Source organism: Streptomyces diversicolor, from assembly GCF_057537855.1.
On record NZ_BAAJXA010000026.1, the window covers coordinates 64377 to 78352 of the forward strand.

General features: G+C 74.2%; 10 protein-coding genes. 4 read left to right on the top strand and 6 right to left on the bottom strand.

The annotated features are described in order from the left end of the window. The first annotated feature begins 89 nt into the window (after positions 1-89). Together AC27LF_RS28250 and AC27LF_RS28255 are read left to right on the top strand one after the other, a co-directional pair. Complete coding sequence (locus AC27LF_RS28250; protein WP_479656639.1) at positions 90-1721, top strand: phosphodiester glycosidase family protein; 1632 nt, start codon at positions 90-92, stop codon at positions 1719-1721. Positions 1722-1837: 116 nt separating this feature from the next. Next, entirely contained in the window at positions 1838-2341 is a 504-nt protein-coding gene (locus tag AC27LF_RS28255) for a hypothetical protein (protein ID WP_479656640.1), read from the top strand. 22 nt (positions 2342-2363) lie between these two features. On the opposite strand, the gene AC27LF_RS28260 is transcribed toward AC27LF_RS28255, so the two are convergent. Continuing rightward, positions 2364-4259, bottom strand: coding sequence for a glycerophosphodiester phosphodiesterase (locus tag AC27LF_RS28260; RefSeq protein WP_479656641.1), 1896 nt, complete (start codon positions 4257-4259; stop codon positions 2364-2366). A gap of 387 nt (positions 4260-4646) precedes the next feature. On the opposite strand from AC27LF_RS28260, the gene AC27LF_RS28265 reads away from it, so the two are divergent. Next, entirely contained in the window at positions 4647-5165 is a 519-nt protein-coding gene (locus tag AC27LF_RS28265; RefSeq protein ID WP_479656796.1) for a DoxX family protein, read from the top strand. Positions 5166-5210: 45 nt separating this feature from the next. Here the strand turns inward: AC27LF_RS28265 and AC27LF_RS28270 are convergent, their stop codons facing one another. Beyond that, the gene (locus AC27LF_RS28270; protein WP_479656642.1) at positions 5211-6494 is read right to left on the bottom strand and encodes a N,N-dimethylformamidase beta subunit family domain-containing protein; all 1284 of its coding nucleotides are present in this window, start codon (positions 6492-6494) and stop codon (positions 5211-5213) included. 555 nt (positions 6495-7049) lie between these two features. Then, on the bottom strand, positions 7050-8924 hold the full coding sequence (locus tag AC27LF_RS28275) for a CocE/NonD family hydrolase (RefSeq protein ID WP_479656643.1): 1875 nt from the start codon (positions 8922-8924) through the stop codon (positions 7050-7052). A gap of 525 nt (positions 8925-9449) precedes the next feature. Between AC27LF_RS28275 and AC27LF_RS28280 the strand changes: the two genes are divergently transcribed. Further along, positions 9450-10121, top strand: coding sequence for a ScbR family autoregulator-binding transcription factor (locus tag AC27LF_RS28280; protein WP_479656644.1), 672 nt, complete (start codon positions 9450-9452; stop codon positions 10119-10121). A 262-nt stretch (positions 10122-10383) separates the two neighbouring features. On the opposite strand, the gene AC27LF_RS28285 is transcribed toward AC27LF_RS28280, so the two are convergent. From AC27LF_RS28285 to AC27LF_RS28295, 3 genes are all read right to left on the bottom strand, one after another. Then, complete coding sequence (locus tag AC27LF_RS28285) at positions 10384-11757, bottom strand: MFS transporter (RefSeq protein ID WP_479656645.1); 1374 nt, start codon at positions 11755-11757, stop codon at positions 10384-10386. 174 nt (positions 11758-11931) lie between these two features. After that, complete coding sequence (locus AC27LF_RS28290) at positions 11932-13230, bottom strand: hypothetical protein (protein ID WP_479656646.1); 1299 nt, start codon at positions 13228-13230, stop codon at positions 11932-11934. 120 nt (positions 13231-13350) lie between these two features. Next, positions 13351-13929 (bottom strand): TetR/AcrR family transcriptional regulator, encoded by a 579-nt coding sequence (locus AC27LF_RS28295; RefSeq protein WP_479656647.1) that lies wholly within the window; start codon positions 13927-13929, stop codon positions 13351-13353. Positions 13930-13976: the final 47 nt, after the last annotated feature.

The following is a 13976-nucleotide window of genomic DNA, read 5'->3' on the forward strand; positions in this document are numbered from 1 at the left end:
GCCCCCGTCCCCCCGCGGTACTGGGATGGTGGCCGAGCGCGGTGACGGCATGCCGTCCGGCACCGCAGGAGCCGTACGTCAGGAGAGGCATGTCCGTCACAGCCGAGACGCCGAGACGCGGGGCGCGCCGCGGAAAGCAGGGAGTCGGACGAGGCATCGCGCTCGGGACCGCGCTGGCCCTGATCGCGTTCGTCCCGCCGGCCGCCGCGAGCGCGCGGGCCGCCGCACCGGCCACCAGCACGATCACCTGGACCACCCAGCAGGTGGCGCCCGGTGTCCAGGTCCGCAGCGGCGTGCTGCGCAACCCCGACGCCGCCGGCGTGTGGACCGTCACCGTCCAGGCACCGGCCGTCAACCGGCTCACCGGCGCCGCCACCTGGGCTCCGCTCGGGGACCGCGACTGGGCCGACGCCACCGCCGCACGGCTGCGGGCGGCCGGATTCGAACCGCGGCTGGAACGGGTGGTGTGGGACCCGTACTCCGACACCCCGCGCGGCACGATGGGCTGGCAGGTCAGGATCGGCGGGTACGCCACCCAGGCCGAGGCGGGCAGGCTCAACTCCTCGGTGACGGCGGCCGGTTTCCGCACCTCCGTCGAGTGGACGGGATACGACGGACGGCAGAGCGCCGACGCGGAACGCATCCACGTCGCCGTCGTCGACCCGGACCGGCTGCGGGGCACGGTCGAGGTCAGCGACGGCGGTGACGTCGCCGACCGCGAGAAGACCTCCGCGGTGGCCGCCCGGCTCGGCTCCCTGCTCGGCGTCAACGGCGGATTCTTCATCACCTCGGACGCGGACGGCGTCCAGGGCACGATGGCCGGGCTGTCCGCCGTGCACGGCAGACTGGAGTCGATGGCCGTCGGCTCACGCGCGGCCCTGATCCTCGGCGACGGCGGACGGCGCCCGCGCGTCGCCGACCTGTCCACCACCGTCACCGTGCGCGCCGGCGCCGCCACCCACGCGGTCGAGGGCATCAACCGGGTCCCGGGCAAGCTGCGCAACTGCGGCCGTCCCGGCGCCGTGCCCACCGAGCTCCCCCGGCACGACACCACCTGCACGCTCGCGGACGACCTGGTGAAGTTCACCCCGTCCTTCCACGCCCCCCTGCCCACCGGCGCGGGCGTCCAGGTGGTCCTGGACAAGCGCGGTGTCGTCGTCTCCCGTGGCGACCGGGGCGGCGCCGCGCCCGCGGAAGGCTCCGTCCTGCAGGGCACCGGCGCGGCGGCAGCCTGGCTCACCGAACACGCCGACGTCGGCCGCCGGCTGACGCTGCGCGAGGTCGTCCGGGACGCCTCGGGACGCCAGGTCAGGCTCGGGCCCGACGACAGCGTCGTCAGCGCGGCGCCCACCCTGGTCGAGGACGGCCGCGTGCACATCGACGCCGCCACCGAGGGCACCCTGGACCCGCTCGACCTCTCCTTCGGGTTCGCCTGGTCGAACGTGCGCCAGCCCCGCACCCTGGCCGGCGTCGACCGTCACGGACGGCTCCTGCTGGTGACCGTGGACGGCCGTCAGCCCGGCGTCAGCGAGGGCTTCACGCTCGCCGAGGCCGCCGACTTCATGCGCTCCCTCGGCGCCGTACAGGCCCTCAACCTCGACGGCGGCGGCTCCACGACGATGGCGGTCGACGGCGCCCTCGTCAACACCCCGTCCGACGCGAGCGGCGAGCGCGCCGTCGGTGACACGATCCAGGTCCTGCCGCGCACGGGCAGGGGCTGACCCGGACCGACCCGGGGCGGCACCTCGCCGGCGGCCACCGCTGAGCCGGCCGGCGGGGTGCCGCCCCGCCGTGCTGTCACCGCGGCCTGTCACCGGCGTGTGCTTGGATGCCCGGCATGAACGACTCACCGGACTCACCCCGCATATGGATCACGGACGTTCCCCCGTTCGGCCCGGAGGAGACCGGCGTGCTCCTCGGCGTCGACACGACGTCCGAGGACCCCGGGGAGCGCATGGTCTGCGTGCTCCTGAACCGGGGACACGAGGGCGAGGAGGGCGTCTTCCATCTGCTGCCGTTCGACCTGTCGGCACGCTACGAACGCGGCGGCGACCGGCTGTCGGTCAGCGTCCGGGCCTCCCGTCAGGTGCTCGCCGCCGATCTGGCCGACCGTACCGACACCCTGCACGAGCACCTGGCCGGCCTCGCCACCGACCCGGCGGACGACGACCGGGTCATCCTGCTGCGCCGCACGCTCGTCACCGACTTCGTACCCCCCGAACGGGACGGCGTGAAACAGCCGGTGCTCCTCATCGACCACGCCGGTCCTGCCACCCTCGCGGAACTGTTCGCCCGGTTCCGCGAGGGCGAGGCCGGCTTCGCGGTCCTGAACGCCGACTGACGCCGGTCGGCCGGTTGCCGCGTCAGGCCCTGGCCAGGGCGGACGCCTCGGCCGCTATCAGGGCGGCGCGGTCGCCGGACAGCCCCGACCGGCCGGCATGCCGCTCGGCCCACGTGGCGAGCTGCTTGTAGTCGGCGCGGCCGAGCATGCCGGTCAGCGTGGCGACGACACGGTCCTTGGCGCCCGAGGTCAGGATCAGATGGGCGAGTCCGGTCCGGGACGCCTCGACGGTGAAGACCGACGTGGCCGTGGCGGTGCCACCGGGACCGGTGGCCTCGGCGCGCAGGGTGTGCTCACCGGCGGCGAGCCCCGAGAGGTCGAGGGGCTTGCCGGCGCCGACGGGGCCGCCGTCCAGGGTGAGGGTGACCTTGTCGGCGCCGGTGGACTGCACCGCGACGACCGGGGTCTGCGCACGGTCCAGCCGGGCGCCCGCGGCCGGCGAGGTGACGCTCAGGGCCGGCGCGTTGGGGGTCTCGTTCTTGCGCTGCAGCCAGGCGGCGTTCCAACCGGCCAGCTCCGCCGGACGGTTGGTGATGATGCCGTCGACTCCGGCGGCCTCCAGCGCCTGCCAGCGGGCCGCGCTGTCCACCGTCCAGACGTTCACCGCGACCCCGGCCGCGTGAAGGTCCCGCACCACACCGGGCCTCTTGGACAGGGCGCCGTCCGACGGGTTGTAGGCCGCGAGGTGCAGTTCCTTTGCGAGGGCCACCGGGTCGGCGTCCAGGGAGTCCCGCAGCAGACCCAGCGGCAGTTCGGGCGCCAGCTCGTGTGTGTACCGCAGCGCGCTGACCTCGAAGCTCTGCACGAACACCCGGCCGGTCATGCCCTGCTCGCGGACGGTCCTGACGATCGTGGCGACCTCGTCCCGGGTGTGGGCGCCCTTGATCTCCAGCAGCAGGTCGCCGCCGCGGCTCTTCAGGTCCGCCAACTGGGCGGCCAGCGTGGGGACGCGGGTGCCCTTGTAGACCGGTGCGAACCACGAACCGGCGTCCAGCGCGTCCAGTTGAGCGGCCGTCAGATTCCGGATGGCACCGGTGCCGTCGGTGGTGCGGTCCACCGTGCCGTCGTGCAGCACGTAGGGGACGCCGTCCTTGCTCGGCTGGACGTCGTTCTCGATGTACTCGGCCCCGCCGCGCCGGGCGATCTCGTCGGAGACCAGAGTGTTCTCCGGGGCGGCCGAGGAGGCGCCGCGGTGCGCGATCACGGTCAGCGGGGAGCCCTCGGGTCGGAGGTGACTCCCGGCGGGCAGTTCCGTCACCTTCAGGTCGTCGAAGGAGACCGTGGCGCCGTTGACGACCAGGGCCTCGACGCCGCCCGCCGAACGGGCGAGCCTGCTGGTGCGCATGGCCTCGGTGCCGTTGAAGTACCAGCGCGCCTTGGCGCCGTGCACCTCGACGGCGATCCGTACGTCGCGGCCGGTGCCGGCGGCCGAGGGGGCGGCGGTGGTGTCGGTGACGTTCCAGGTGTTGGCGGTGGTGCGCTGGGCGAACTCCAGGCCGTTGGTGGCGGTCGTGCCACTGCGCATGGTGGCGATCTGCCAGGGCACGGCGCCGTCGGCGGGGACGTCCAGGCCCATCGCGGTCCAGCGTGCGGAGTCGTTCACGGACTCGAACCGTGCGGTCACCTCGATGCGGAAGTCGTTGAGGTGTTCGCCGAACGTGATACGGCTCTGCTGGCTCGCGTTGGCCGAAGTGCCGTACAGCCGGCCGTCCTTGACCTGCCAGGTGCCCTCCACGGCGGTGAACCCCGCGGGCAGGGCGGTGCCGGAGAAGTCCTCGGCCACCACGGTCCGGTTCTGCGGTGCGGTGGCGCCGGACGCGGTCGGGTCGGCGCCCGCCGGGGTGACGACGACCCCGAGGACGAGTGCGGCGGAGCTGAGCATCGCCGCCGAGAAGGTGCTGAGCGATCTGTTCGACATGAGCGGAACGTACGGTTGGCTGCTCAACTCCCGCTGACGTACGGGGGAATTCCGGTCAGCGGCCGGGTAGATGATCGCCGTGATGGCGCCGCCGCAGGGCCGCGGTGGCGGGTTCCGCCCGGTGGGGCGACCTCGGCAGGGCACCGTCCACCGCCTGCCGCACCGTCGAGGCGGAGCGCGTGGTTCCCCGCGTCGCTGCCCGGGGGCGGGGCAGGGCCGTCGAGGTGCGGGGGCGCGGGTGCTGCGGGAGCATGAGGCTGGAGAGGCATCGCGTCCCGCGGCAGGGTCGCGTTCGTGCCTTCGGGCGGGGAGCAGGAGCCGTACCGGCGACCCGAGCGGAACACAGGTGTGATGGTGAAGCGCGGTACCGAGGTGACGCAGGAATCCATGGGACCGGCGGTGCGGTCCCGCACGGCGTCCCGGCCGTGCGCCGGTGACTGGGGGCTGCTGCTGCTCAGACTGACCTTCGGGGTGCTGCTGGCCGGCCACGGCGCGCAGAAGCTGTTCGGGCTCTTCGGCGGGCCGGGCCTCGCGGCCACCGGCAAGACCTTCGACGCCGCCGGATACCACCCGGGCCGGGTCTTCGCCGTGATCGGCGGACTCTCCGAACTCGCCGGCGGCCTCGGCCTGGCCGTCGGGCTGCTCACTCCGCTCGCCGCAGCGGCGGTCGTCGGTGTGATGATCAATGCCATGGTGACCGTCAGCGGCGCCCACGGCCTGTGGGACCAGGACGGCGGCGTCGAGTACAACATCAGCATCGCCGTCGTCGCCATCGCCGTCGCCGCCATCGGTCCGGGACGGCTGGCCCTCGACCGGTACTTCCGCTGGCGCGACGGAGGCTGGCCCGAAGCCGCCGTCGCCCTCGGCCTCGGGGGCGTCGGGGCCGCGATCGCGCTCAGCGTCTGAGCCGTCCCCGCGCGTCGTCGTACGCGGTGCGGCGGACGCGCCGGCTCACACGGCGGCGTTCCGGTACACGTCCTCCGTGTTCGGGCGGGGCGCGGGCCGGTGACGTGCGGCCGGGCCCCGGGCGAAGCCGCGCAGCAGGTTCTCCGTGGTACGGGTGACGAAGTCGCGGGTGCGGGCGTCCATGCCGTGGTCGCGGCCACCGTCGGGGGTGCCCGCCATGAGCCCTTCCACCCAGCGCATGGTGCCCGTGGCGAAGACGCCCGCGCCGCCGGCGGCCGTGTAGTAGGCGGAATCGCTGTGGCTGCGGCGGCCGTTGCACACGAGCGGGGAGTGGGCCGTGATCTCCAGGGGCGCGGGGACCGAGGGCCCGGGCGTGACCCGGTCGTACTCGACGCCGACAAGGTGTGCGAACGCGTCGCCGGTACGCACGCCGGTCCCTTCGTACAGCCAGTGGCCGGCGGCGTGCACCACGTACGGCGCGTCCGTGGGGTAGCCCTCGTACAGCACTCCGGTCAGGGACGACTCGGGGTCGGCCGCCGGGGCGAGGCGGAAGTCGGTCGTCGCCAGGGCGGGGTGGGTCGTGTAGTACGGGTCGCTGCGGACGGAGGACTTGTAGCAGACCACGGTGCGGTCGGCCGCGGTGTCGCCCTGTTCGAGGCGGACGCGCCGGAAGCAGGTGTTGGCACCGAGGAAGGCGACGTTGGTGCCCGAGTCGCGGGCCCGGGTGAGATGGTCGCGCTGCTGCGGGGTCCAGTACTCGTCGTGGCCCAGCGTGATCACCGCCGTCGCGCCGTGCAGGACCGCCGGGTCGCGGTGCACGTCCGGGCCGGTGGTGTAGGCGAGCGGGATGCCGAGCCGTTCGGCCAGCACCACCGCCGCGCGCTCGTACACGAGGAACTTCTCCGCGCCGTCGCCGTCGTAGGGGCGGTCGAAGCTGACGGCCAGGGAGCGGGTGGCGTACGCGCCCGAGGAGCCGTTGTACAGGCTGTAGCCGCCCCACCGGTTGTACGCCTGCCAGGTGGCCGGGGCGTGCATGAGGACGGTGCGGCCGGTGCCCTCGGTGGAGCGGACGACCAGCGGGATGTAGCGCTGGTGGCCGGTGTCCGCGTCGAGCCGCAGCAGATACGCGCCCTCCGGCCAGTCGGCCGTGTCGCAGGTGAGGGTGCGGGGCCAGGCGGCGCGCACCGTGCGTGTGCCGGACAGGAAGCGGGGTCCTGGACGGGCCCGGCCCGGCACCCGCCCGGACGACCACACGAGCCGAGCCTGGGCGCCGCCGTACCAGCCGATGCGGAAGGCCGAGACACGGAAGGACGAGGCGGTCGTCGACACATGCAGTCCGCACTCCTCACCGGGCGTCACGCTGGACCGGTCCGCGTATCCGGCGATGGCGGACTCGGGGCCTCGGGACCGGATGCGCCAATCGGGTGTGCCCGGGCGGTCACGCTCCGCCTCGGAGCGGTGCGCGGCCGGTGTGGGGCGAGGCGGGGGAGCGGACGGCGTGCACGCGGCGGCCGTCACGGAGGACAGCCCGATCCCCGCGCACACACCGAGGAAGCGTCTGCGGTCGGGCCCGGGCGCGGGAGGCGTCCGCTCGTCCCCGCCTGCCGTACCGTGCCCGCGGTCGCTGCCGTGCCCGCGGCATCCGCCGCGTCCTTCGTGTCTGCCGCGTCCGTCGTGACCGTCGTGTCGGTCGTGTCCGTCGTGTCCGTCGGAGTGCACGGCTCCTCCCGCCGGTCGGCTCGCGCTGCCACGCCTTGTGGCCAGGCTGACACGACCCGCTCGCGCGCGCGTCCCGGAGCGAACCGGCCACACCGGAGCCACCGGCGACACGGCCCGGCAGGCCGGCACGGAGCCGCCCGTCGGGCCGTGGCACCGGTCGGCGGGTCAGCGGTGGCCGGCGGAGGGCACCGTGAACGTCGGGTGTCCCGCGGGCAGTTGCACCGTGTACTGGCGCAGATAGGTGTCCAGGAACGGGGACCGGTCGCCGCCGGTGGCGATGTCGTCGGCCGGGTCGTCCAGGGCCAGCCTCAGCCGCGCGCCCCTGACCGAGATCGTCTCGCCCGAGGGCGTGTCGCGCCACGAGCCGGTCTGGATGGAGCCGATCTCCACCGCCAGGACGTGCCAGGCCGCGAGGGTCCAGTCGGTCGCCTTGAGATCGACGCCCAGCCGGCCCGAGTCCAGCAAGGAGACCTGCTCGTCGAACATCACGGCCGTGCCGTCCGGGGCGACGTCGTACAGCTTGAGCATGATGTTGCCCGTGCCCTTGGCGGTCAGGGAGATCCGTGGGGTGCCGGTGACGCGTACGGCCTTGCGGACCGGCTCGGACCACACGAAGAAGCTCGATGTGACCGCGCCGGACCTCTGGAGCTTCGCCGTGGCGTCGGTCAGGGCCTTCGGGCCGGCCGGCTCGATCGCGGGCGCGTTCTCCATGTCCCAGGTGCCCGACGGCTGGGGCAGCGCCTTCGGCGCCGGGCCGCCGGCCGCGGCCAGGGCCGTACGGGCCGAGGCGCCGCCGTCGTCCACGTACGCGCCGCCGCCGAGCGGCAGGGTGGCGGACCGCTCGACGACGGGCCAGGTGCGCTGCCCGCGCCAGGCGCCGGTGGAGTCCTCGATGGCGTAGGCCGGGTAGCGGACCTTCGGCTTGATGCCCTTGAGGTACTGGTCGTAGAAGGACAGCGTCTCCTCGTACCAGCCCTCGCGGCCCATCGCGAGGCGCCCGTCGCCGGTGCGGTCGCCGCCGCGCACGTGGTCCCACTGGCCGAGCCAGCCGCGCTCCGGACCCACGTGGTTGTCGAGGTACTCCTGCATCTCCTCGGGCTTGGTGTTGTTCTCGATGAAGCCCTGGGTCACGAAGAGCGGGGTGTCGGAGCCCTTGGCCGTCTTCGCCAGGTCACGGGAGGTCCAGTGCTCGTCCCACTGGTCGGCGATCCGGTATCCGGCCGAGTTCTGCGTCAGGCACTCGGGGTGGGAGTCCTCCCATCGGGCGTTGGCCCGGTACCGGGGGTCGTCGTCCGCCAACGGAGCGATCGTGGCGATGGAGTTGTAGGCGTTCGCGGTGCCGGTCACGTTCGGGCGGGGCACACCGTTGGAGTAGATGTACTGGTACATGTCCCACACGGGCTCCTGGGCGACGACGGCCTTGAGCGCCTTCTGGTCCAGGTTGTTGCCGATCAGGCCGGTGACGGCGTCGTAGGACTTGCCGTACATGCCCACCGCTCCGGTGGACCACGGCTGGCGCGCGGCCCAGTCGACGGCGGCCTTGACGTCGGCCTGCTCGCCGGGACCGCCCCAGTCGAGGCAGCCGGTGGAGCCGCCGAAGCCGCGCAGATCCACCATGACGAAGGCGTAGCCGCGGGCGAACAGGTCGGTGCCCTCGATGAAGTCCTGGAACCGGGAGGAGGGGCCGGTGTGCGTCCAGCCCTCGGGGCCGGTCTGCCCGGAGTGCCCGAAGTACGGGCCGACCGACACGATGACGGGCACCTTCGCGCCCTTGCGCAGCCCCTCGGGCAGCAGGACGTCGGCGTGCAGTTCGGTGCCGGAGCGGTCGGAGGACCGGAAGTAGTGCTGCGTCCAGACCGAGCCCTTCGGGACACGGTCGTTCTCCGCGTGGGTGACGGGGTCGTTCGCGGTGGCCACCGCCGTCCGGGTCCGCGCCGTGGCGTCGGGCGCCGCGGTGGCGGGGTGGGTGAGCGCGGCGGTCAGCGCGAGGGTGGTGACGAGTGTGGAGGCGGCCCAGGCGGCCGCGCGACGTCTCTTCACATGCTCCTCCGGAGTGCTGGCTACGGGATGGTGCAGGTGGTACCGGTCGAGCGGCGCCCGCCGGCCCGCCGCCCGGGGCGGCGACGGAACGGCCGTACGCCCGCGGCGAGTTGGCGCGCGGGCGGCCGGCCGGGACGGTGGCGATGGCCGGGAAGCCTATGATCACCATGGGAACGCGTCAACGCCCGTGCGTGTCCGCTGTGTTACCGCTTCGACCGGTCGGCGGCCGGGGCGGTACCGGACCAACGCCACGAGGTGCGCGGTGAGTCGGCTGATCGTGCGGCACGCAGACCCCGCTCACGAGGGCCGCCGCCCGGGGGTGCCGACGCGGCGGGCGGTCCTGCGGGGGCGGAAGAATCCGGGCCCGCTCCCTCACCCGCCGAGCGGGCACCGCAGCCGCGCCCGGCGGCCGGCGTGGCACCGAAGACCGACGGACCGTCGCCGTCAACCAGCGCCGGGGCGGTGGCGGTTCCTTGGGGTAAGGTGCATCACGTTCGGTTTGGTTTTCACCAAAGGAGCGGTCCCATGGCACGGCAGGAGCGTGCGGTCCGGACCCGCCGTGCTGTTGTCGAGGCCGCCGCCTCGGTCTTCGCCGAGCGTGGCTACGCCGCGGCGACCATCGCGGAGATCCTGGAACGTGCCGGGGTGACCAAGGGCGCCCTGTACTTCCACTTCGGCTCCAAGGACGCGCTGGCGCGCGGTGTGATCGAGGCGCGGATCACCCGCGACCACCGCGTGCCGCGCGAACTGAAGTTGCAGGAGTGGGTGGACACCGGCATGACGCTGGCGCACCAGGTCCCCCGGGACGTCATCCTGCGGGCGGGCATCCGGCTCTCCGGCGACCTGCAAGGACGCACCCGGTTCGGCAGCACCTGGCCGGCCTGGATCGAGCAGTCGACCGCGCTGCTGACGGAGGCCCGGGAGCGGGGCGAGGTGCTGCCGCACGTCGAGCCCGCGCAGACCGCCGAGTGCTTCTTCGGGGCCTGGCTGGGCACGCAGGCGTTCTCCGAGGCCGCCTCCCGCTGGGGCGACCTCAGCGAGCGGGTCTCCGTCCTGTACAACCACATGCTGCCGGCCGTCGCCACACCAGCGGCGCTGATCAGGCTGGACACCGCGCCCGACCGCGGCGCCCGCGTCGTACGCGAGGCCGAGGCGGAACACGCCCGCCGGTCCGCCCTGGTGACCACCGAGGTCTGACACCGCCGGCCGGCCGCCCCCGCGTCCGCCATGCCGTCGGGCATACCGCACGTGCTGTTTCTTACCCGACGCGAAGGCCACCGCCCGTGCCCGGCCGCGGCCCCGACGGGCCGTCAGCCGGGGATACCCGCGGCGCGCGCCTGCCGGGCACGTCGTTCCCCTTCCGGACCGACCGCCCAGGCCGTCCGCGGGCCGATGACGCCTTCCTCGGACCTGCCGCACACCACCGGCGCGCCGACGGCCTCCACACCGCGCCGGAACGTCACCGCGGCAGCGCCTCGGCTGTGCCCGGTGTCTCCGGTGTCTCCGGTGTGTGCGGTGTCTGCGGTGTCTGCGGTGTTCCGGTCAGGGGCGGTGTCCCGGGCGCCGCCGGTGCGCGGCCCGTCGTGAGGGTGCGGATCTGGCGGCTGCACACGGCCGCCGCCGTGACGGCGGCCACCAGGGCGGCCCCGGCCAGCAGCGTGGTGCCGGTGCCCAGGCGGTGGGCCAGCGGCCCGGCGGTCATCTCGCCCAGGGGCAGCGCCACGAAGGAGCCCAGCGCGTCGTACGCGTACACGCGGGCCAGCCGGTCGTGCGGGATGTTCTCCTGCAACGAGACGTCCCACGCCACCCCGAACTGTTCCAGCGCCAGCCCGCTGGCGAACATCGCGACGCCCAGCAGCAGGGCGTGCGGTGCCTCGGCCAGGATCACCAGCGGCACCGCCTCCATCGCCGTCAGCGCCACGCCCAGCAGCAGCGCGTGGCGGATCCGGGACCGGGCGGCGAGGACCCCGCCGACCAGCGCCCCCGCCATCTGGGCGGCCAGCACCGCGCCCCACAGCCCGCGGCCGAAGGTGTCGTCCGCGATGCCCGGGCCGAGCACCTGCACGCCACCCGCGATCACCGCGTTGACCACCATGAACTGCAGGACGACCAGCCACACCCAGCGGCGGGCGGTGAACTCCCGCCAGCCCTCGCGCAGTTCGCGCACGGGACGGACCCGTTCGCCGGGCGCGGCCTTTCCGTTCGCCCCGGGCACCGTCACACCCAGGAAGCACACGGCCGCGCCGCCGAACGCGACCGCGTTGCCGGCCAGACCCCAGCCGGGGCCGAGGACGGCCGCCACCACGCCGGCCAGCGAAGCGCCCGCGATGGCGCCCAGATTGATGCCCATCCGCAGCACGGCGTTGGCCGGGCGGATCAGCTCGGACGGCACGGTCTGCGGGGTCAGCGCCGCGGACGCCGGCAACGACAGGGCGGCCAGCGCGCCGTTGAGGACGCTGAGCAGCATCAGCAGCGGAATCGACGCCGTCCCCAGCAGCACGCTCGCGGCGATGGCCGCCTGCACCGCGGACGCGGCCAGCGCCGAGCCCTGGAGCACCAGCGTGCGCCGCACCCGGTCGGCGACCACCCCGCCGACCAGCAGCAGCGCCACGTTGGCGAGCGAACGCGCGCCGACCACCAGGCCCAGGTCGGTCGTCGAACCGGTCGTGTCGAGCACGGCGAAGGCGAGGGCCACCGGGGCCATCGCGTTGGCGAAGTACACCAGCAGCCGCCCGGCCGCCAGACGGCGGAAGGGCCGGTGCGCAAGCGGCGCCCATGGACCGACTCCGGCCCGCCCGGTGTCCCGCGCGTCCTGTTCCCCTGTGCCCGCCATGCCCCCGCCCGCTCCCTTCCCCGGCACCCCCACGGGTGGAGCGTACCGGGGGCGGCCGACGGCCGGCCCGGACACGGCGGGCTACCGCCCTTCAACCGCCCCTGCCCGGCTGCTTCCACCTGGCCGCCTTGGAGCGGTTACCGCCGCGGGGCCGGAGCCGTTCGGTTCGGGTGATCAGCGGGCGGCCGGCGTCGGGCCGTCCGGACGCCCGCCGCGGCCCTGGCCGCGCGCTTCGACGAGCAGGCCGCCCGGCCCGTCGGGATCGGCGTCGTGGCCGGGGGAGCGCAGGACGACGTGATCCGGGTAGAGCCTGCCGAGCAGGGCGAGCACGACGAGGTCGGCCTGGCCGGTGGCGTCCACGGTGATGCCGCCCGCCTCGGCCGACACCAGTCCGGGTGCCCGCAGCACGGCCCATGGGCCGGGGGTGGCGATGCCGTCGGCGGCCGGGGCGTCCGCGGCGGTGCGGTGGCGGGCGAAGCGGTGGCCGCGCAGGGCCTGGCCGAGGTCGACGCGGGCGGTGGTGCCCTCGTGGGTCACCTCGATCCGGGCGGTACGGGTCCCGTCGACGACCTCGCCGGTGACGACACGGGCGGTGAGGGGCCCAGGAGCCGCGGTGGCGGGCGGCAGCTGTCCGGCCGGGGTGCGCGGCGCGGCGTAGTAGTCCCGTGGCTCGGCGACGTAGGTGGCGGTGCCCGCCGCGGCGGGGTCGCGGCGCCAGGTCAGCAGGTAACCCGGGGTGGTGCGGGGCGGCCCGTCCACGACGGCGGGCAGCACGGTGCCGCCGTCGGCGTCGAACCCGTAGCCGCTGGGTCCCGGGGCGCCGGTGACGGCGTGCCGGGCGAAGTCCACGATGCTGGAGTGCCGGATCTGACGGACCAGGAGTTCGGTGAGGAAGCGGTCGCGGGCCTGCTCGGTGTGGACCAGCCCGGTCGGGGTGACCAGCAGCGGCACCTCGTGCCAGTTGGCGAAGGGCAGCAGGGCGTCGCGCAGCAGGACGATCTGGTGCAGCCACTCGTTGTAGAGCTGCATCGCGATCGAGTCGCCGGTACTGCCCAGCAGCAGCTCGGCAGCGGGGCGGGTGAGCAGATGGCCGTAGCAGTGGCTGCGCACCACCAGGGGGCCCGCGGGCGGCGGCGTGCGAGGGCCGCGCGGCCGGACCAGGGCGTCTGACGTCCAGGACGCCAGCTCGCGGCCGATGGACTCGGCCTGCGCGCCCAGTTCACGGGCCGCGCGGGCGCTGTCGGGGCCGATGGCCAGCGGCAGGGAGGTCTCCCGGGTGCCGAGGCCGAGGGTCGCGTGGATCTGCGCGCGCAGCACGTCGAAGTCGGGGCGCGGCAGGGCGTCGATGGCGCCGTGCAGCAGGGGTTCGGCGCCGGTGAAGAACGCGCGGGCGGTCATGCGGCTCGCCGCCGGGAAGGTGTTCCACCGGCTGCCGCCGAGAGCGGGTGTGGTGGGGGTCGGTGAAGGGGGCATCGTGTTCCTCCGAATTATCTGGATCGTACGATCCATATTGCAGGCATGAAGAATTGCGGACATGAAGAGATGGCGGATGTCGGGAAACCGGCCACGGGGTCGGCCGTGGGCGTGGAGATGTCAGTCGAGGGCCGCGAGCGCGACCTCCACGAGGGGTTCGAGGGCGCGGGCGTCCGGAGTGATCTTGGAGGAGACCAGCAGGCCGTTGAGGAAGGTGACGAGGTAGGCCGCGAGGGTGTACGGGTCGTGGCGCGGCGCGAGTTCGCCCCGCTCGGCCGCCGCGCGCAACGCGTCGGTGAGCGCTTCCTGGCTTGCGCTCAGCACGTCGCGCACGAGACGGCCGGTCGCCGGGTCGCCCGGCAGGCGCTCACAGGCGGCGTTGACCAGCAGGCAGCCCCGGCCGCCGTGGTCGACGGCGATCCGGATCCGCTCGACCAGCATGGCGCGGATCGCCGACCGGGCGTCGGCCCCCTCGTCGAGGCTGCGCAGGGCCGCCGCCGCGAGGGTGGCCCGGTAGTGCTCAAGCGCGGCCCGGTACAGGCCGTCCTTGTCGCCGAACGCGGCGTACAGCGAGCCCTGTCCGATGCCCAGATGGGCCGTCAGATCGCGCACCGAGGTCGCCTCGTAGCCGCGCGTCCAGAACAGTTCCATCGCGCGGGCCACCGCGGCCTCGGTGTCGAATTCCCGGGTGCGTGCCATGCGCCCTACCCTAACCTATCTGGATCGAGCGCTCAAGAAACGTGGGC